Source organism: Streptomyces sp. NPDC002324 (assembly GCF_053593335.1).
In genome coordinates, this window is record NZ_JBSFCF010000043.1 from 13008 (window position 1) to 30961 (window position 17954).

The window sequence follows — 17954 nt, forward strand, 5'->3', positions numbered from 1 at the left end:
AGCGCGCCGTTCCCCGCGCCCCTGAAAGACATGGGGTGCGGGCCGGGGGGTGGGCACCGCCCCTGCGCCGTCGGGGTGCTCCGAGAAGGCGACCGCGGGCCGGTGGGGGCTGAGCGCGCCGTTCCCCGCGCCCCTGAAAGACATGGGGTGCGGGCCGGGGGGTGGGCACCGCCCCTGCGCCGTCGGGGTGCTCCGAGAAGGCGACCGCAGGTCGGTGAGGGCTGAGCGCGCCGTTCCCCGCGCCCCTGAAAAGCTGGGGCTGCGCCCCGCGCTTTTCGCCCTGTGGCCCGCGTCCTCGGCTCGCGGCCGGCGCCTTTTCGGCTCGTGGCCGGGACACCCCCTACGCCGTACCCATGTGGTCCAGGCGTCGCAGGATCACGCCCTCCCGCAGTGCCCAGGGGCAGATCTCCAGGGTCTGCACGTCGAAGAGGTCCATCGCGGCCTCGGCAACCAGCGCGCCCGCGAGGATCTGGTTCGCGCGGCCCTCGGAGACGCCGGGGAGCGCGGCGCGCTGGGCCGTGGTCATGTGGGCGAGCTTGGGGACCCAGGACTCCAGGGCCTCGCGCTTGAGGTCGCGCTGGACGTAGAGCCCCTCCGTGGAGCGGGCCGCGCCGCCGATACGGGCGAGCTGTTTGAAGGTCTTGGAGGTGGCGACGACGTGGTCGGGAGCGCCGAACCTGCTGAACTCGCCGACCGTACGGGCTATCTGGGCCCGGACATGCCGGCGCAGGGCGCGGACGTCGTCGGGCGTGGCCGGATCGCCGGGCAGCCAGCCGGCGGTCAGGCGGCCGGCGCCCAGAGGCAGCGAGGCGGCGGCGTCGGGCTCCTCATCTATGCCGTACGCGATCTCCAGGGAGCCCCCGCCGATGTCGAGGACGAGGAGCTTGCCCGCGGACCAGCCGAACCAGCGGCGGACGGCGAGGAAGGTCAGCCGGGCCTCCTCGGCGCCGGTGAGGACCTGCAGTTCGACCCCGGTCTCGTCCTGGACCCGGGCGAGGACCTCGTCGGCGTTGCTGGCCTCGCGCACGGCGGAGGTGGCGAAGGGAAGCAGTTCCTCCACGCCCTTGTCCTCGGCGGCCTGGAGCGCCTCGTGGACGACGGCTATGAGTTTCTCGACCCCTTCGGGACCGATGGCCCCGGCCTCGTCGAGGAGCTGGGCAAGGCGTAGTTCCACCTTGTGCGAGTGCGCGGGCAGGGGGCGTGCGCCCGGGTGTGCGTCCACCACCAGCAGATGCACCGTGTTCGATCCCACGTCGAGGACACCGAGTCTCATGGGCGGAACGCTACTGCCAGCGGAGCCGTGCAAGGTCCTCGATGCGGCCTCCGGCGCCGTACCCTGGACGGGTGCCAAAGACGAAAAAGGCAAAGGCCGACAAGTCGGCAGCGGGAGCGGCCGTGACCGGCGGCTCTTCGCGGGCGAAGGCGGCGACCAGGCCCCCGAAGTCGGCGAAGGGCTCCGCGGAGTCCACGGCGCCGGACGAGAAGGGACTCGATTTCGCGCGCGCGTGGGTGGAGTTCCCTGATCCGGCGGACGAGGAGCAAGTCTTCCGCTGCGATCTCACCTGGCTGACCTCCCGCTGGAACTGCATCTTCGGCAGCGGCTGCCAGGGCATCCAGGCGGGCCGTGCGGCCGACGGCTGCTGCAGCCTGGGCGCCCACTTCTCGGACGAGGACGACGAGAAGCGCGTCGCCGAACATGTGGCGAGGCTCACTCCGGAGATCTGGCAGTTCCACGACGTGGGCACGGAGACCGGCTGGGTCTCCAAGGACGAGGACGGCGACCGCCAGACCCGTCCGTACAAGGGGTCGTGCATCTTCCAGAACCGCCCGGGCTTCGCCGGGGGCGCGGGCTGCTCGCTGCACATCCTGGCGCTGCGGGAGGGCCGCGAGCCGCTGGAGACCAAGCCGGACGTCTGCTGGCAGCTGCCGATCCGGCGCACGTACGACTGGATCGACCGGCCCGACGACACGCGGGTGCTGCAGGTGTCGATCGGCGAGTACGACCGCCGCGGCTGGGGTCCGGGCGGCCACGATCTGCACTGGTGGTGCACGTCGGCGACCTCGGCACACGGCGCGGGCGACCCGGTGTACGTCTCGTACCGGCCTGAGCTGGTCGAGCTGATGGGCAAGGCGGGGTACGACCGCCTGGTCGAGCTGTGCGAGCAGCGACTGGCGTCGCGTCTGCCGCTGGTCGCGCCGCATCCGGCGGATCCTGTCACCCCGCCGGCCGAACCGATGGATCCGGTCGGACCGTAGGCGGAGTGGTGGATGCGGTCGGACCGTAGGCCGAGTCGGTGGATGCGGTCGAACCGCACCGTGGGCGGAGCCCGTACACCGTGGGCGGAGCCCGTACACCGTAGGCGGAGCCCGTGGTGCGATTCGAGCATCGCAGGCGGAGTCGGCACCCGTCCTCGCCCCGGGCGATCCGTGGCGGGCCCACCACGCGCGACGCACCAGGCAGCTCTCCCGCCGAACCGGACCTTCCCTCCCGGCACGCACCCCCGCCGTCCCTACGAAGCCGGCGGCGGGTCGCCTCCCCCGTCGCTCGGCGGTGAGGTCGGGCCGGGTGGGTCCGTGGGGGTCTCGTCGGTGGGGGCCGGGGTCGGGTCGGGCTGCGCCGGGCCGGTGGGTGTGGGGTCCGGGTCGGGTGCCGGGGGCGGGGCCGTGGGCCTCGGCGGGCCCGGGTCCGCGTCCGGTGGCGTCGGCCGGGTGTCGACCGGCGGCGTCGGCACCGGACCGTAGCCCTCGATCGTCACCACGGCCCCCGACGGAGCCAGTGAGACCTCCGCCGTCCAGTACCCGGCGGGCTCGCTCAGCTGGTCGACGTACACCTTGATCGTCGTGGACGCGCCGGGCTCCAGGGTGCCCGAGGACCGGCTGAGGTAGAGCCAGTCGGCGCCGGTGCGGGCGGACCAGCGGACGGGGGAGTCGCCCGTCGCCTTCAGGGTGATGAGGGTGGTGTCGCCGTCGTTCGCCGCGGTGACGGAGAGCGCGCCCCGCCCCTTCCCCTGGGTGACCTCCACGGACACGTCGTCCGCGGGTCCCTTGCCGGGGCGGGCGCCGGGCCTGGTCCGGGCGTTGCCGGCGTTCTCGTAGGCGTCGCCGCCGCCCTCGCCGACGGTGCCGTCGCCGTCGCCCTGTTCCTCGCCCGCGCTGACGGAACGGCCGTCGGCGCCCTCGCCGATGAGGGGGGCGCCCCGGTAGGCGGCCCAGAGAGCGAAGACGGGCGCGGCGACCACCGTGGCCACGACGGTCGTCGTGACGGCCCGCGCGCGCAGCCGGTCCCGGCGGGCGGCGCGGTCCCTCGGGTCCATGGGGAAGCCCCGGCGGTCGAAGCGCGGGGCGCCGCCACGCGCGCGCGTGAGGTGCGCCGTGGCCGACACGAGGGCCGCGCGCGGCGCTTCGAGAACGGGCAGCGCGGCGGGCGTGACGCTGGTGCCGGGCCAGTGGCCGGGGACGGCGCGCTCGGCGGCGCGGCGGCAGACGGGACAGTCGTCGACGTGCCGGACGAGTTCACGGCGCAGAGCGGCGCTCAGGACGAACGGCTGGTCCCCGGCGAGGCGGGCGACGCCCGGACAGGCGCCGCTCTCCACGACGGCCAGGGCCGCCCTGGTGCGCTCCACCTCGCAGGCGGCGGAGGCGAGCAACTCCCGCGCGGCGGCCGGGTCCATCCCCAGCACGTCGGCGACCTCGGGGGCGGTGAGCTGGTGCCGCACGGCCAACTCCAGCGCCTCGCGCTGCTCGGGCGTGGTGCCGGCGGCCTCCGGCCAGGCGAGCCGGGCCAGTTCACGCCTGCGCCGCCGCTCCTCGTCCTCGGAGAGGGCGGCGGATCCGACGGCGTTCTTCGCGGCGCGCGGCTTCCCGGTCCCGCCGGCGTGTGCGGGCGGGCGCCCGGAGGCGTGCGTGCCCGGCCGTTTCTGCCGGACCTCCGTGAGCCCGCGCAGACAGGCCCACCGGGCCAGCGCGTACAGCCGGGCCCGGCGGCCCCCGGCGTCGTCCGGGCCCCGGCGGCGGTCGGCGAGCGCGAGGACGTCCGCCAGGGCCGTGGTCGCCGCGTCGTGGTCGCACAGCACCGACATGCAGTAGGTGAACAGGCCGTCCAGGTACGGCTCGTAGTGCGCCGGTGTGCGCTGCGCCACCGCCCGCGCGGCCGCCCGATCGCGCGCCTCGCTGTACGCCCGGTGCGCGCCGGTGGTGCGGGTCGAGGTTTCCGGACTGATGCTCATCATTCATGGACGGTAGGCGCCCGGAAGCGACACCTTCTCGCCCGTTCGGCACATTTACTCCGTACGGGTGAAACGATCCCTCATAAGGGGACAGGAACCCCGGGTTCCGGCGGCATCGCGCCAATGTTGTGCACTTTCTTGACCACGGCTACTTATTCGCCCTACATTCCCGGGAGTCCAAGTTGCCTTCAGGTATGCCGAGTCAGGAGCCCCACTCTCATGACCGCACGCGCCTTCCGCTCGCCCGCCGGCCGCACGCTCACCGCCCTGGCCGCCGCCGTCGTCCTCTCGCTGACCGGTGCCTCCGTCTCGACGGCCACCGCGCAGACGGCCGCGCCCGCCGTCGAACGCCTCACCGGCACCCTCCCGGACGGAGCCGCCTGGATCGCGGACGTCCCGGAGAACTGGAACGGCACCCTGATCGTCTTCAGCCACGGCTTCGGCGGCACCGCGCCCCAGAACGCCCCCCGCGAGACCGTACGCCTGCGGCTCCTCGAAGAGGGTTACGCGCTCACCGGCTCCTCCTACGACGTGAGCGAGACCCTCTGGGCCCTGGAGAGCGCCGAGCGCGACCAGGTCGCCACCATCGCGGCGGTCACCGAGAAGATCGGCGAACCCACCCGCACCCTCTCCGTCGGGCAGTCCATGGGCGGTCTGGTCAACGCCCGGCTGGCCCGCTCCGGCGCCGGCGGGATCGACGGCGCCCTGGGCCTGTGCGGTCTCGTGGCCGGCGCCAACGACCTGCACACCTACCAGCTCGACGCCGAGTACACGATCGCCCGGCTCCTGCTCCCGGACACGCCGGTGAAGCTGGTGGACTTCGCCTCCGAGGCCGAGGGCGCCACGACCGGCCGGCAGCTCACCGACGCCGTCGTCGCCGCGCAGCAGACCCCCGAGGGCCGCGCCCGTATCGCCCTCGCCGCCGCCTACCTCAACCTGCCCACCTGGGCACCCGGCAAGGACCGCCCCGCCGACGGGGACTGGGAGGCGCAGCAGGCCCAGCAGTACGCGTGGCTCGCGCAGGGTGTCCTCAACCGCGTCGAACCCGCCCGCCACCACGTCGAGAAGGCCCTGGGCGGCAACAACTCCGGGAACAAGGGGGTCGACTACGCGCGCGTGCTCGCGAACTCGCAGCACGCGCCCCTGGTCAAGGCTCTGTACAAGAAGGCCGGCCTGAACCTGCGCGCCGATCTGCGGAACCTGACCTCCCACGCCGACATCGCCGCCGACCCGGCCGCCGTCGCGGCCGGCGAGCGCACCTCCTCCGCCGGACAGGGCCTCGCGGTCCCGCTCCTGGACATCCACACCGTCGCCGACGACCTCGTACCCGTCGAACAGGAGTCCCGCTTCGCCGCCCGCGTGCGCGCCTCCGGCGACGCCGCCCTCCTGCGCCAGGCCTACGTCGAACGCCAGGGCCACTGCACCTTCACCACCGCCGAGACCGTCGCCGCCCTGCACGCCCTGGAGTCCCGCCTCGACTCCGGCCGCTGGGGCGCCTCCGCGACCCCGGGCGCCCTCCAGACCGCCGCCCTCGCCCTCGGCCTCGACGGCGCGGCGTACGTCCCGTACCGCCCGGCCGACCTGACGATCGGGCCCCGCCGATAGGGCACGTTCGCGAGACACGGGGGCGCGCTCCCAGGCAACCGGTGGCGCGCGTCCCCGAGGGGCGCGGGAAACGGCGTGAGCAACCCGTCTTCCTCGCGCCCGCCCCACTAGCACGCCCCCCACGGCGAACGGGCGCCCCCCACCGGGGCCGCCGGCACCCCACGGCCGCCGGCCCCGGCCCTGCCCGCCCAACCACCGCCGCTGTCAGTGCCCTCCGTTACGGTTCGTGCATGGCTGCCCGTACGAAAACCGCGAAGGACCGGCCGTCCTACCGCTGCACGGAGTGCGGCTGGCAGACGGCCAAGTGGCTCGGCCGCTGCCCCGAATGCCAGGCGTGGGGCACGGTCGACGAGTACGGCACGCCCGCCGTCCGTACGACGGCCCCCGGCCGCGTCACCACCTCCGCCGTGCCCATCGGCCAGGTCGACGGCCGCCAGGCCACCGCCCGCACCACCGGGGTCCCGGAGCTGGACCGGGTCCTCGGCGGCGGCCTGGTCCCCGGTGCCGTGGTCCTCCTAGCGGGCGAGCCGGGCGTCGGCAAGTCCACCCTGCTCCTCGATGTCGCCGCCAAGGCCGCCGACGCCGAGCACCCGACCCTCTACGTCACGGGCGAGGAGTCCGCCAGCCAGGTCCGCCTGCGCGCCGACCGGATCGACGCCCTGCACGACCACCTCTACCTCGCCGCCGAGACCGACCTCTCCGCCGTGCTGGGCCACTTGGACGCGGTGAAGCCGTCCCTGTTGATCCTCGACTCGGTCCAGACGATCGCCTCCCCCGAGATCGACGGCGCCCCCGGCGGCATGGCCCAGGTCCGCGAGGTCGCCGGCGCCCTGATCCGCGCGTCCAAGGAACGCGGCATGTCGACCCTCCTGGTGGGACACGTCACGAAGGACGGCGCCATCGCGGGCCCCCGTCTCCTGGAGCACCTCGTCGACGTGGTCCTGCACTTCGAGGGCGACCGGCACGCGCGCCTGCGCCTGGTCCGCGGCGTCAAGAACCGCTACGGCGCCACGGACGAGGTCGGCTGCTTCGAGCTGCACGACGAGGGCATCACCGGCCTCACCGACCCCAGCGGCCTCTTCCTCACCCGCCGCGACGAACCCGTCCCCGGCACCTGCCTGACCGTCACCCTGGAGGGCCGCCGTCCCCTGGTCGCGGAAGTGCAGTCGCTCACAGTCGACTCGCAGCTACCCTCCCCCCGGCGCACGACGTCCGGCCTGGAGACCTCGCGGGTCTCGATGATGCTCGCGGTCCTGGAGCAGCGCGGCCGTATCAGCGCCCTGGGCAAGCGGGACATCTACTCGGCGACGGTCGGCGGCGTGAAGCTCTCGGAGCCCGCCGCGGACCTCGCGATCGCCCTCGCCCTGGCGTCCGCGGCGACCGACACCCCGCTGCCCAAGAACCTCGTGGCGATCGGTGAGGTGGGCCTCGCGGGCGAGGTCAGACGGGTCACGGGCGTCCAGCGCCGCCTCTCCGAAGCGCACCGCCTGGGGTTCACCCACGCGCTCGTTCCGTCCGATCCCGGCAGGGTTCCTCCCGGTATGAAGGTCCTCGAAGTGGCCGACATGGGAGACGCCCTGCGGGTGCTGCCCCGATCCCGTCGGCGAGAGGCCCCACGGGACGAGGAGGACCGCCGGTAGACTTTGCCCAGGTCTCGCCCGTCCGTACGAACCACGAGTGCGAAACGGGAGCGCCCCCAACCCGCGACCGGAGGAGTGCAGTGGCAGCCAACGACCGGGCAGCAGCTCCCGGAAAGTCCGGTGGGAGCTCCGGTGCCGATGGCCTGATGCGCGCCTCGCTGAGCGCCGTGGCACCAGGTACGGCCCTTCGCGACGGGCTCGAGCGGATTCTCCGCGGCAACACCGGCGGGCTCATCGTGCTCGGCTTCGACAAGACCGTCGAGCCGATGTGTACCGGCGGTTTCGTCCTGGATGTGGAGTTCACGGCCACCCGCCTGCGGGAGCTGTGCAAGCTCGACGGCGGCATCGTGCTCTCCTCGGACCTCTCCAAGATCCTCCGGGCGGGTGTGCAGCTGGTCCCCGACCCGACGATCCCCACCGAGGAGACCGGCACCCGGCACCGCACGGCCGACCGCGTCAGCAAGCAGGTGGGCTTCCCGGTCGTCTCGGTCTCCCAGTCGATGCGCCTGATCGCGCTGTACGTCGACGGCCACCGGCGCGTTTTGGAGGACTCGGCGGCGATCCTGTCCCGCGCGAACCAGGCCCTGGCGACGCTGGAGCGGTACAAGCTCCGCCTGGACGAGGTGGCCGGCACCCTCTCCGCGCTGGAGATCGAGGACCTGGTGACGGTCCGGGACGTCTCGGCGGTCGCCCAGCGGCTGGAGATGGTCCGCCGCATCGCCACCGAAATCGCCGAATACGTGGTCGAACTGGGCACCGACGGCCGCCTCCTGGCCCTCCAGCTCGACGAACTGATCGCGGGCGTCGAGCCAGAGCGCGAACTGGTCGTCCGGGACTACGTCCCCGAGCCGACGGCCAAGCGCTCCCGCACGGTCGACGAGGCCCTGCGGGAACTCGACGCCCTCGCCCACGCGGAGCTCCTCGAACTGCCCACCGTCGCCCGTGCCCTCGGCTACACCGGCTCCCCGGAGGGCATGGACTCCGCGGTCTCCCCGCGCGGCTACCGACTCCTGGCCAAGGTCCCCCGCCTCCCCGGCGCCATCATCGACCGCCTCGTCGAACACTTCGGCGGCCTGCAGAAGCTGCTCGCCGCCAGCGTCGACGACCTACAGACGGTCGACGGAGTGGGCGAGGCCCGCGCCCGCAGCGTCCGCGAGGGCCTGTCCCGCCTGGCGGAGTCGTCGATCCTGGAGCGGTACGTCTAGCAGGGCGGAGGCCGTCCGGGAGGGCAGAGACCGTCCGGCAGGGCGGAGACCGGGGCGGGGCCGCGAGAGCGGCCCTTCCGGAGGACGGGACGGGAGGGGGCGTCGGGGGTGATCCCGGTCGCCGGCCCCCACCGTCAGACCGTCAGTCCTTCTCCAGCACGAACGACGCCCGGGCCGTGGCCAGCCCCGGAGCCTTCGCCTCCACGAGGTAGGTCCCCGCGCCGGCCGAACCCGCCGACGGGGTCGCGCAGTTGGGCGCGCTGGGGGCGCGGTTCCACTCCACCGTGTAGGTGACCCGGTCCCCGGCGGGCACCCTGAACAGCAGGCTCCCCGCGGTCTCATGGCAGTCGTCGGACGCCCAGAACGCGTCGTCGCCGTCGGCCGCGGTGATCGTCACCACCGTGTTGTCCGGTCCGAGGTCGAGCTTGCAGTCACCGCCGGAGGAGTTGCGCGCGATCAGCTCGAACGTGGGGTCCACGCCGGGCTCGTAGTCGTTGCGCACACTGCGCACGGTCAACTTCACGGCTCCGGCGGTGCAGTTGGGCAGACTCGACCCCGCCTCGACCTGCTCACCGGAACTGCTGCCGTTCTTGCCGCCGTCGTCCGACGTGCCCCCGCCCGCGGCACCGGACCCGTCCCCGGCGCCCCCGGAACCGGAACCCGAACCCGAACCCGAGCCGCCGGATCCTGAGCCCGAACCGTCGCCGCCCGCGCTCGACCCGTCGCCCGACTCGTCCCGCCCGCCCGGCGCTTCACTGATCGCGGGACCGGACTCCGAGGGCCCGGGAGTGATCGAGGTGACGGGGTTCTTGCCGTCGGGCTCGCCCGCGTTGTTCCCGTTGCCCCCGCCACCGCCGGTGACGATCCATACGACCAGAATCGCCAGCAGACCGACGACGGTCAGCAGAACGGCCCTCCGTCGCCAGTAGATGGTGGAGGGAAGCGGCCCGATCGGATTGCGCAGAGATCCCACGGCGCAAACTGTACGAGAGATCGGGCCCTTCACCGGCCCCACCCGCCGCCCGAAACTCCAACTTTTCCGGATCATCATCCCGGTCGTTCCCGAACGCGCCCCCACCGGACGCCACATGATCGCGGTACGTGATCACAACGCCCGAACGGGCACCCTCCGTGACCGGATCGGCGCCGTGTCGCGCCCGGTCGGCCGGGCGAACTTCCGGACCTCGCACCACCGTTCACCGTCTCCTCATGCACAGCTGCCACAATCTCCCCATCACCGCACAGTGCGTCGACGTACCTGGAGAAGACGATGGACGGATCCGTGGAGGGCGGCGTCACCGTGCCGACGCCGAGGCCGTTGCGGAAGCTGGGGTTCCTGACCATCGGGCTGTTCGACGAGGCCGATCCGCGCCGGGGCCACGAGTCGACCCTGGAGATCATCGAGTTGGGTGAGCGGCTCGGCTTCGACAGCGCGTGGCTCCGCCACCGTCATCTGCAGTACGGCATCTCCTCCCCCGTCGCCGTCCTGGCGGCGGCCTCGCAGCGCACGAGCCGTATCGAACTGGGCACCGCCGTCATCCCGTTGGGCTGGGAGAACCCGCTGCGGCTCGCCGAGGACCTGGCCACGGTCGACCTGCTCTCCGGCGGCCGGCTCAACCCGGGGATCAGCGTCGGACCCCCGATGCACTACGACACCGTCAAGGCCGCGCTCTACCCGGACACCGCCGACGCCGAGGACTTCGGCTTCGATCGGGTCCGGCGGCTCCTCGGCTTCGTCCGCGGCGAGCCGGCCAGCGACTTCAGCGGCACCGAGGGGTTCGAGGTCTTCTCCGAGAGGGTGCAGCCGCACTCCCCCGGGCTGGGCAGCCGCATGTGGTACGGCGGCGGCAGCCTCCGGTCGGCGCGGTGGGCCGGCGAGAACGGTATGAACTTCCTGACCAGCAGCGTCGTGAAGGCCGAGGGCGAGACGACTGCGGCGGTGGACTTCGCCGGGGTCCAGCTCTCCCACATCCGGGAGTTCCGGGCGCATCATCCCGACGGGGCGGGGGCCCGGATCTCACAGGGGCTCGTCGTCATCCCCACCGACTCGGCGACGTCGGAGCAGCGCGCACGGTACGAGGCGTACGCGGCGAAGCGGCTGCCCCGGACCACCGCGCCGCAGGGGCCGGGGCGGCTGCTCTTCGCACCCGACCTGGTGGGTACGTCCAAGGAGATCGCCGAGCGGCTGCGCGCGCAGGTCGCCTTCCGTGAGGTCGACGAGGTGGCGTTCGCACTGCCGTTCACCTTCGAGCACGAGGACTATGTGCAGATCCTGACCGACATCGCGACGAAGCTGGGGCCGGAGCTGGGGTGGCGGACCGGCGGTTAAGGCGGGCGCGGCAGGGGTCGGGGGTGCGGGTCGGCGGGTGCGGGTGCCTGGGGCTTCTCGCGCAGTTCCCCGCGCCCTGAAAGCCCAGGCCCCTGCGGGCCTGCAAGGTGGCCGGCGTCGGCACTGAAAAGCACGGGGTGCGGCCCCTGCTTTTCAGGGGCGTGGGGAACTGCGCGAGAAGCCCCACCGGACCCGCACCCGCCGACGAACCCCAGACACCCCCCACCAGAACCCGCCCGCACCCACCCCCGCATGGCAGGATCGACCGTGCCATGACTGCACCCACGAAGCCCCAGAGCAGCCCAGCCACCGAAACCCCCACCCCCATCCCCGCCACCACCCTGCACACCCCGGTGATCGCCTGGTTCGAGACGCACGCCCGTGACCTGCCCTGGCGGCGGCCGGAGGCCGGGCCCTGGGGGGTGATGGTCAGCGAGTTCATGCTGCAGCAGACGCCGGTCAACCGCGTACTGCCCGTCTACGAGCAGTGGCTGGCGCGCTGGCCCCGCCCGGCGGACCTCGCGAAGGAACCACCGGGCGAGGCGGTCCGCGCCTGGGGCCGGCTCGGATACCCGCGCCGCGCCCTGCGCCTGCACGGCGCCGCGGTGGCCATAACGGAACGGCACGGCGGGGACGTACCGCGGGAGCACGCGCAGTTGCTCGCGCTGCCGGGGATCGGCGAGTACACGGCCGCGGCGGTGGCGTCGTTCGCCTACGGCCAGCGGCACGCCGTGCTCGACACGAACGTGCGGCGCGTCTTCGCCCGCGCGGTCAGCGGCACGCAGTACGCGCCGAACGCGACCACGGCCGCCGAACGGAAGGTGGCCCGCGCCCTGCTGCCGGAGGACGACGGTACGGCGTCCCGCTGGGCGGCCGCGTCGATGGAGCTGGGCGCGCTGGTGTGCACGGCGAAGAACGAGACGTGCGGAAGCTGTCCGATCGCCGGGCAGTGCGCGTGGCGGCTGGCCGGGAAGCCCGCGCACGAGGGCCCGGCGCGGCGCGGTCAGACGTACGCCGGTACCGACCGTCAGGTCCGCGGCAAGCTGCTCGCCGTACTGCGGGACGCGACCGCGCCCGTACCGCAGGCGGTCCTGGACCGGGTGTGGGACGAGCCGGTGCAGCGCGCCCGCGCGCTCGACGGACTGGTCTCCGACGGCCTGGTGGAACCCCTCCCCGGTGGCCTCTACCGGCTCCCTCTCACCTGACGGCCGGCCCGCCGTACGTCACAGGCCACGCAGGGCCGAGGCTCGACCGCGACATGGACCGCATCCCTGCCCGACGGGGTGAACCGATACATTCCGGCCCCAAAGGGCAGGTCGCTTTACCCCGTTCCTCCTTCTGTTACACAACCGACGGACAGCCGAGCGTTCTCCGCAGGCTGGTTCGGACGTCCCCGTGACAACCCCTCCGTAGCTTCATTGGCGTACCGCAGGAACCCGCGAAACGAACCAGCGGACCAGGCGGCACGAGCGGATCGCACCAGCGAGACGAAGCGGCGGACAACCGGCGCCGCGCGACAGCGCGGACGCCGGAAACGGGGAACGGAGGCGGTTGATCATGGCGCACGGCGAGGTGCTCGAATTCGAGGAGTACGTCCGTACCCGGCAGGACGCGCTGCTGCGCAGCGCCCGTCGGCTCGTGCCGGACCCGGTCGACGCCCAGGATCTGCTGCAGACCGCGCTGGCCCGGACGTACGGCCGCTGGGAGGGCATCGCGGACAAGCGGCTGGCGGACGCCTATCTGCGCCGGGTCATGATCAACACGCGGACGGAGTGGTGGCGGGCCCGGAAGCTGGAGGAGGTCCCGACCGAGCAGCTGCCGGACGCCCGCATCGAGGACTCCACCGAGCAGCACGCGGATCGCGCCCTCCTGATGGACATCCTCAAGGTTCTGGCACCCAAGCAGCGCAGTGTCGTGGTCCTGCGACACTGGGAGCAGATGTCCACGGAGGAGACGGCCGCCGCCCTCGGCATGTCGGCCGGCACCGTCAAGAGCACGCTCCACCGTGCGCTGGCCCGGCTCCGCGAGGAGCTGGAGTCGCGGGACATCGACGAGCGTGCCGCCCGCGCGTTCGAAGCGAGCGAGGAGCAGGAGCGTTGCGCGGCCTGAGCACAGTGGCCGGCCCGGGGCCAGGAGCCCGGCAGGCCCCGAAGGCGGTGATCACGGCGGTGGCCGTGCTCACCGCCCTCGGCCTTTCCGTCTCCGCCTGCGGCACGGGCGGCACCGGCGCCCGCGACGAGGGCCCGGCCGACAACGACTCCCTCGCGGCGGGCGCGGCCTCGCCGTCCGTCTCCGCGTCGGTGGACGGTGACGGCGGCGGCGATCACCCGAGCGTCGACGAGGTCGTCCGCATGGTCCGCGCGGACCCGGAGGTCAGCCGGACCGTCAAGAGCGACCTGAAGCCGTGCGTGGCCGACGAGTACCCGGTGGACGTGACCTACGGGAACCTGACCGGAGGCACCGGCGACGACCTCGTGGTCAACGTGATGACCTGCGCGGACGCCGTGGGGGTGGCGTCGTACGTGTACCGCCCGGAGAAGGGGACGTACCGGAGCGTCTTCCTGTCCGAACAGCCCCCCGTCTACGCGGAGATCGACCGGGGCGACCTCATGGTCACCCGGCAGCTGTACGAGAATGGCGACCCGTCCTCCTACCCGTCCAGCGAGGAGGTCACGACCTACCGCTGGATCAAGGACGGCTTCGTACAGCGCTCCAGCACGCGCACCGAGTACAGCAGCGCGGTGGGCGGCACGGAGACGGCGACACCCGAGCCGAGCTGACCCTCACGCCGGGAACCGTGCCGCGCACGAACGACCAGACCGGTTCGTCCCACCCCGACCGAGAGCGAGCGAGATCACCGGATGGCAGAGCAGACCCATGTCCTGTTCGTCGAGGACGACGACGTGATCCGCGAGGCCACCCAGCTCGCGCTGGAGCGCGACGGCTTCGCGGTCACGGCCATGCCCGACGGGCTGTCCGGGCTGGAGGCGTTCCGCGCGGACCGGCCGGACATCGCCCTCCTCGACGTCATGGTGCCGGGCCTGGACGGGGTCTCCCTGTGCCGCCGTATCCGTGACGAGTCGACCGTCCCCGTGATCATGCTCTCGGCGCGCGCCGACTCCATCGACGTGGTGCTGGGCCTGGAGGCGGGCGCCGACGACTACGTGACCAAGCCGTTCGACGGTGCCGTCCTGGTCGCCCGGATCCGCGCGGTGCTGCGCCGCTTCGGGCACGCGAGCGGCGGTGACACCAAGGCCGAGGAGGCCGGGGCCGCGAGCACCGGCGGGGTCCTCACCTTCGGCGAACTGGTCATCGACACCGAGGGCATGGAGGTCCTGAAGTCCGGGGCGCCGGTGGCGCTGACGCCGACCGAGATGCGGCTGCTGCTGGAGTTCTCGTCGGCCCCCGGCACGGTCCTCTCCCGCGACAAGCTGCTCGAACGTGTGTGGGACTACGGCTGGGGCGGCGACACCCGGGTCGTCGACGTCCACGTCCAGCGACTCCGCGCGAAGATCGGCCAGGACCGCATCGAGACGGTCCGCGGCTTCGGCTACAAGCTCAAGGCCTGAGCGGGGCGGCGCAGATGAACACGAGGGTGGTACGAGGGGGGCGGCCGCCGGAGCCGTCGGGCGTCGGCGGCCGCCGGTCCGGCGCGGGGCTCGCCTCGGGCATCCGCACCGGCCTGCGGTGGCAGCTGAGCGCGGCGATCGCGCTGGTCGGCGCGCTGGTGGCGGTCGCGCTGAGCCTGGTCGTGCACAACGCGGCGCGGGTGTCGATGCTCGACAACTCGCGCGACCTCGCCGACGAGCGCATCCAGGTCGCCCAGCGCATGTACGAATCGGGCCGTCCGCTGAAGTCCGGTGCCTTCGGGGTGCAGCTCGACGATCCCGACATCCCCAAGGACCTCCTGGCCAAGGTCGCGGAGGGCCGCCGGGCCACCTATGTGTCCGAGGGCCGCAACGGGGTGCCCGACATCTGGGCGGCCGTCCCGCTGAAGGACAAGCGCGTCCTCTCCCTGCACACCGACTTCACCGACCACAGCTCCGCGGTGCTGCGCGACCTCGACCAGGCCCTGCTCATCGGTTCCATCGCGGTGGTCTTCGGCGGCTCGGCCCTCGGGGTGCTCATCGGCGGCCAGATGTCCCGCCGGCTGCGCAAGGCGGCCGCCGCCGCGCACGAGGTGGCCATGGGCGAGTCCGACGTACGGGTGCAGGACGCGATCGGCGGTGTCGTACGCGACGAGACCGCGGAGCTGGCGCGGGCCGTGGACGCCATGGCCGACACACTGCGCCGGCGCATCGAGGCGGAACGGCGGGTGACGGCGGACATCGCGCACGAGCTGCGTACCCCGGTGACCGGGCTGCTCACGGCCGCGGAACTGCTGCCGCCGGGCCGGCCCTCCGAGCTGGTCCGCGACCGGGCGCAGGCGATGCGGACGCTCGTGGAGGACGTGCTGGAGGTGGCCCGCCTGGACGGGGCCTCCGAGCGGGCCGAGTTGCAGGACATCATGCTGGGCGAGTTCGTGGCCCGGCGGGTGGCGGCGAAGGACGCGGGGGTACGGGTGCGGGTCGTGCACGAGTCGGAGGTGACGACGGATCCGCGCCGCCTCGAACGCGTCCTGCTGAACCTCCTGGCGAACGCGGCGAAGCACGGCAGGCCGCCGATCGAGGTGTCCGTCGAGGGCCGTGTCATCCGCGTCCGCGACCATGGGCCCGGCTTCCCCGAGGACCTGCTCGCGGACGGTCCGCGCCGTTTCCGCACCGGCGCCTCCGACCGCGCGGGCCAGGGGCACGGCCTCGGGCTCACGATCGCCGCCGGACAGGCCCGCGTCCTGGGCGCCCGCCTCACCTTCCGCAACGTCCGCCCGCCCGGCTCCCCGGACGGCGTCCCGTCCGAGGGCGCGGTCGCGGTCCTGTGGCTCCCGGAACACGCCCCCACGAACACGGGCAGCTATCCGATGCTGCCGGCATCACACGACGGGCCGGGCTGAACCGAGGGGTCTCCTTTAGTGCGGGTGTGGGTGCGTGGGGCTGCGGGTGCGTGGTCCTCTGCGGGCGCGTGGGGCTTCTCGCGCAGTTCGCCGCGCCCCTGAAGGCACCAGGCCCTACGGGCCAGAACGCAACGGCCCTACGGGCCTGAAAAGCATGGGGCGCAGCCCCTGCTTTTCAGGGGCGGGGGGAACTGCGCGAGAAGCCCCACCGGAGCCGCACCCGCCCACGAACAGGAACCCCCCGAGCTCTCCCCGCGCACCCCCCGGGAGGGTACGGCCCGATCAGACCCCCGCCGCCTCCTTCGCCGTGGCCTCACCGGCGGAGCCCACCGCGGGCGACCCCCCGGCCCCCCGCAACGGCACCTCCTTCACGAACACCGCGGCCACCAGTGCCACCACGGACACGACCGCCCCCAGCAGGAACGCCGAGTGCGTCCCCGAAGCGACCGCGTACTGGTACGCCTCCCGCGCCGCCACCGGCAACTTCGCCAGGCTCGCCGCGTCCAGCTGTGCCGACCGTTCGGTCACCTGGGACCCCAGCGCCCCGGCCCGCTCGGCCATCACGTCCTGCACACGGCTGTTGAACAGCGCGCCCATGATCGCGACGCCGAAGGACGACCCGAGCGTCCGGGCCAGCGTGGTGGTCGAGGAGGCGACACCCATGTCCTTCATCTCGACGCTGTTCTGCGCGACCAGCATGGTGATCTGCATCAGGCAGCCCATACCGGCACCCAGTACGGCCATGTACACCCCGGACGTCACCCGGCTCGTACCGGTGTCCATCTGCGCCAGCAGGAACAGACCCACGATCATCAGGACGCTCCCGACGACCGGGAAGATCTTGTAGCGGCCGCTTCCCGTGGTGACCCGTCCGGCCACCATCGACACCGCGAGCATCGCGCCCAGCATCGGCAGCAGCAACAGCCCGGAGTTGGTCGCGGACGCACCCTGCACGGACTGCTGGAACAGCGGCAGGAACAGCACCGCGCCGAACATCACGAACCCGGTGAAGAAACCGATCAGGGACATCAGCGTGAAGTTCCGGCTGCGGAAGATGTGCAGCGGGATCACCGGCTCCGCCACCCGCTTCTGCACGAAGAGGAATCCGACCAGCGAGGCCACACCGAGCGCGATCAGCTCCATGACGACGGCCGAACCCCAGGCGTACTCGGTCCCACCCCACGTCGTGACCAGCACGATCGCCGTGATGCCGACGGTGAGCAGGGCGGCGCCCAGGTAGTCGATGTCCCGCGCCGACCGGCCGTCCCGCGACGGCTTCGGCAGATGCAGTACGGCACTGACGGCGACCAGCGCCACGACCCCGAGCGGCAGGTTGATGTAGAAGGACCAGCGCCAGCCCCAGTGGTCGGTGATGGACCCGCCCACCAGCGGCCCGGCGATCATGGCCAGGGCCATGACACCGGCCATCATCCCCTGGTACTTGCCCCGCTCACGCGGCGGGATCAGGTCGCCGATGATCGCCATGACGCCGACCATCAGGCCGCCGGCACCGAGCCCCTGCACCGCGCGGAACGCGATCAGCTGGCCCATGTCCTGGGCCATCCCGCTCAGCGCCGACCCGATCAGGAAGATCACGATCGAGGTCATGAAGACCCGCTTGCGGCCGTAGAGGTCGCCGAGCTTGCCCCAGATCGGAGTGGAGGCCGCGGTCGCGAGCGTGTACGCGGTCACGACCCAGGAGAGGTGTTCCAGACCTCCCAGCTCGCCCACGATCGTCGGCATCGCGGTGCCGATGATCATGTTGTCGAGCATCGCCAGCAGCATGGCGATCATGAGCGCGAGCAGCACCACCCGCACACTGCGCGGCTGCGGCCCGTCCTTCTCCGCCCCACCGCTCACTTCGTTCTTCGTCTCCGCATCCATCGCGGTCCTCCACTCCCCCCGGAGCCACCGAGTACTTACTTGCCGACCGGCTAGTTGTCTACACTTAGGGAAGCT

General features: G+C 72.7%; 14 protein-coding genes. 10 read left to right on the forward strand and 4 right to left on the reverse strand.

Translation table 11 applies throughout. The features are described from left to right. Positions 1 to 340 precede the first annotated feature (340 nt). Positions 341 to 1273 (reverse strand): Ppx/GppA phosphatase family protein, encoded by a 933-nt coding sequence (locus ACWCRJ_RS37120; RefSeq protein WP_450943417.1) that lies wholly within the window; start codon positions 1271 to 1273, stop codon positions 341 to 343. A 71-nt stretch (positions 1274 to 1344) separates the two neighbouring features. On the opposite strand from ACWCRJ_RS37120, the gene ACWCRJ_RS37125 reads away from it, so the two are divergent. After that, a complete protein-coding gene (locus tag ACWCRJ_RS37125) occupies positions 1345 to 2256 on the forward strand; it encodes a hypothetical protein (RefSeq protein WP_450943418.1) in 912 nt (303 codons plus the stop codon). A gap of 254 nt (positions 2257 to 2510) precedes the next feature. Here ACWCRJ_RS37125 and ACWCRJ_RS37130 read toward each other — a convergent pair whose 3' ends face one another. Then, positions 2511 to 4229: a BACON domain-containing protein gene (locus ACWCRJ_RS37130; protein WP_450943419.1), complete on the reverse strand. Its 1719-nt coding sequence runs from the start codon at positions 4227 to 4229 to the stop codon at positions 2511 to 2513. 216 nt (positions 4230 to 4445) lie between these two features. On the opposite strand from ACWCRJ_RS37130, the gene ACWCRJ_RS37135 reads away from it, so the two are divergent. From ACWCRJ_RS37135 to disA, 3 genes are all read left to right on the forward strand, one after another. Next, a complete protein-coding gene (locus tag ACWCRJ_RS37135; RefSeq protein WP_450943420.1) occupies positions 4446 to 5831 on the forward strand; it encodes an alpha/beta hydrolase in 1386 nt (461 codons plus the stop codon). A gap of 230 nt (positions 5832 to 6061) precedes the next feature. Beyond that, positions 6062 to 7471: a DNA repair protein RadA gene (radA, locus tag ACWCRJ_RS37140; protein WP_450943421.1), complete on the forward strand. Its 1410-nt coding sequence runs from the start codon at positions 6062 to 6064 to the stop codon at positions 7469 to 7471. 80 nt (positions 7472 to 7551) lie between these two features. Then, the gene (disA, locus tag ACWCRJ_RS37145; protein WP_046919581.1) at positions 7552 to 8676 is read left to right on the forward strand and encodes a DNA integrity scanning diadenylate cyclase DisA; all 1125 of its coding nucleotides are present in this window, start codon (positions 7552 to 7554) and stop codon (positions 8674 to 8676) included. A gap of 142 nt (positions 8677 to 8818) precedes the next feature. Here disA and ACWCRJ_RS37150 read toward each other — a convergent pair whose 3' ends face one another. Next, the gene (locus ACWCRJ_RS37150; protein WP_450943422.1) at positions 8819 to 9649 is read right to left on the reverse strand and encodes a hypothetical protein; all 831 of its coding nucleotides are present in this window, start codon (positions 9647 to 9649) and stop codon (positions 8819 to 8821) included. A 297-nt stretch (positions 9650 to 9946) separates the two neighbouring features. On the opposite strand from ACWCRJ_RS37150, the gene ACWCRJ_RS37155 reads away from it, so the two are divergent. The 6 genes from ACWCRJ_RS37155 (at position 9947) to cseC (ending at position 15995) form a co-directional block, all read left to right on the forward strand. Then, on the forward strand, positions 9947 to 11005 hold the full coding sequence (locus ACWCRJ_RS37155; protein ID WP_450943423.1) for an LLM class flavin-dependent oxidoreductase: 1059 nt from the start codon (positions 9947 to 9949) through the stop codon (positions 11003 to 11005). 272 nt (positions 11006 to 11277) lie between these two features. Then, on the forward strand, positions 11278 to 12210 hold the full coding sequence (locus ACWCRJ_RS37160; RefSeq protein ID WP_450943424.1) for an A/G-specific adenine glycosylase: 933 nt from the start codon (positions 11278 to 11280) through the stop codon (positions 12208 to 12210). Positions 12211 to 12562: 352 nt separating this feature from the next. Beyond that, positions 12563 to 13114 carry a SigE family RNA polymerase sigma factor gene (locus tag ACWCRJ_RS37165; protein ID WP_013001644.1) on the forward strand — a complete coding sequence of 184 codons (552 nt, stop codon included), beginning with the start codon at positions 12563 to 12565 and terminating at the stop codon, positions 13112 to 13114. Further along, complete coding sequence (locus ACWCRJ_RS37170; RefSeq protein WP_450943425.1) at positions 13102 to 13785, forward strand: hypothetical protein; 684 nt, start codon at positions 13102 to 13104, stop codon at positions 13783 to 13785. Before ACWCRJ_RS37165 ends, ACWCRJ_RS37170 begins: the two co-directional genes overlap by 13 nt. A gap of 81 nt (positions 13786 to 13866) precedes the next feature. Beyond that, positions 13867 to 14574, forward strand: coding sequence for a two-component system response regulator CseB (gene cseB / locus ACWCRJ_RS37175; RefSeq protein ID WP_450943426.1), 708 nt, complete (start codon positions 13867 to 13869; stop codon positions 14572 to 14574). Between the two features lie 14 nt (positions 14575 to 14588). Continuing rightward, positions 14589 to 15995 (forward strand): two-component system sensor histidine kinase CseC, encoded by a 1407-nt coding sequence (gene cseC / locus ACWCRJ_RS37180; RefSeq protein ID WP_450943427.1) that lies wholly within the window; start codon positions 14589 to 14591, stop codon positions 15993 to 15995. Positions 15996 to 16277: 282 nt separating this feature from the next. Here cseC and ACWCRJ_RS37185 read toward each other — a convergent pair whose 3' ends face one another. Further along, positions 16278 to 17879, reverse strand: coding sequence for an MDR family MFS transporter (locus ACWCRJ_RS37185; RefSeq protein ID WP_450943428.1), 1602 nt, complete (start codon positions 17877 to 17879; stop codon positions 16278 to 16280). Positions 17880 to 17954 lie beyond the last annotated feature (75 nt).

Excerpts from the sequence above, each read along its gene's own strand:
- ACWCRJ_RS37120 (WP_450943417.1), bottom strand. The coding sequence starts at position 1,273 with ATGAGACTCGGTGTCCTCGACGTGGGATCGAACACGGTGCATCTGCTG.
- ACWCRJ_RS37130 (WP_450943419.1), bottom strand. The coding sequence starts at position 4,229 with ATGATGAGCATCAGTCCGGAAACCTCGACCCGCACCACCGGCGCGCAC.
- ACWCRJ_RS37135 (WP_450943420.1), top strand. The coding sequence starts at position 4,446 with ATGACCGCACGCGCCTTCCGCTCGCCCGCCGGCCGCACGCTCACCGCC.
- radA (WP_450943421.1), top strand. The coding sequence starts at position 6,062 with ATGGCTGCCCGTACGAAAACCGCGAAGGACCGGCCGTCCTACCGCTGC.
- ACWCRJ_RS37155 (WP_450943423.1), top strand. The coding sequence starts at position 9,947 with ATGGACGGATCCGTGGAGGGCGGCGTCACCGTGCCGACGCCGAGGCCG.
- ACWCRJ_RS37160 (WP_450943424.1), top strand. The coding sequence starts at position 11,278 with ATGACTGCACCCACGAAGCCCCAGAGCAGCCCAGCCACCGAAACCCCC.
- ACWCRJ_RS37165 (WP_013001644.1), top strand. The coding sequence starts at position 12,563 with ATGGCGCACGGCGAGGTGCTCGAATTCGAGGAGTACGTCCGTACCCGG.
- cseB (WP_450943426.1), top strand. The coding sequence starts at position 13,867 with ATGGCAGAGCAGACCCATGTCCTGTTCGTCGAGGACGACGACGTGATC.
- cseC (WP_450943427.1), top strand. The coding sequence starts at position 14,589 with ATGAACACGAGGGTGGTACGAGGGGGGCGGCCGCCGGAGCCGTCGGGC.
- ACWCRJ_RS37185 (WP_450943428.1), bottom strand. The coding sequence starts at position 17,879 with ATGGATGCGGAGACGAAGAACGAAGTGAGCGGTGGGGCGGAGAAGGAC.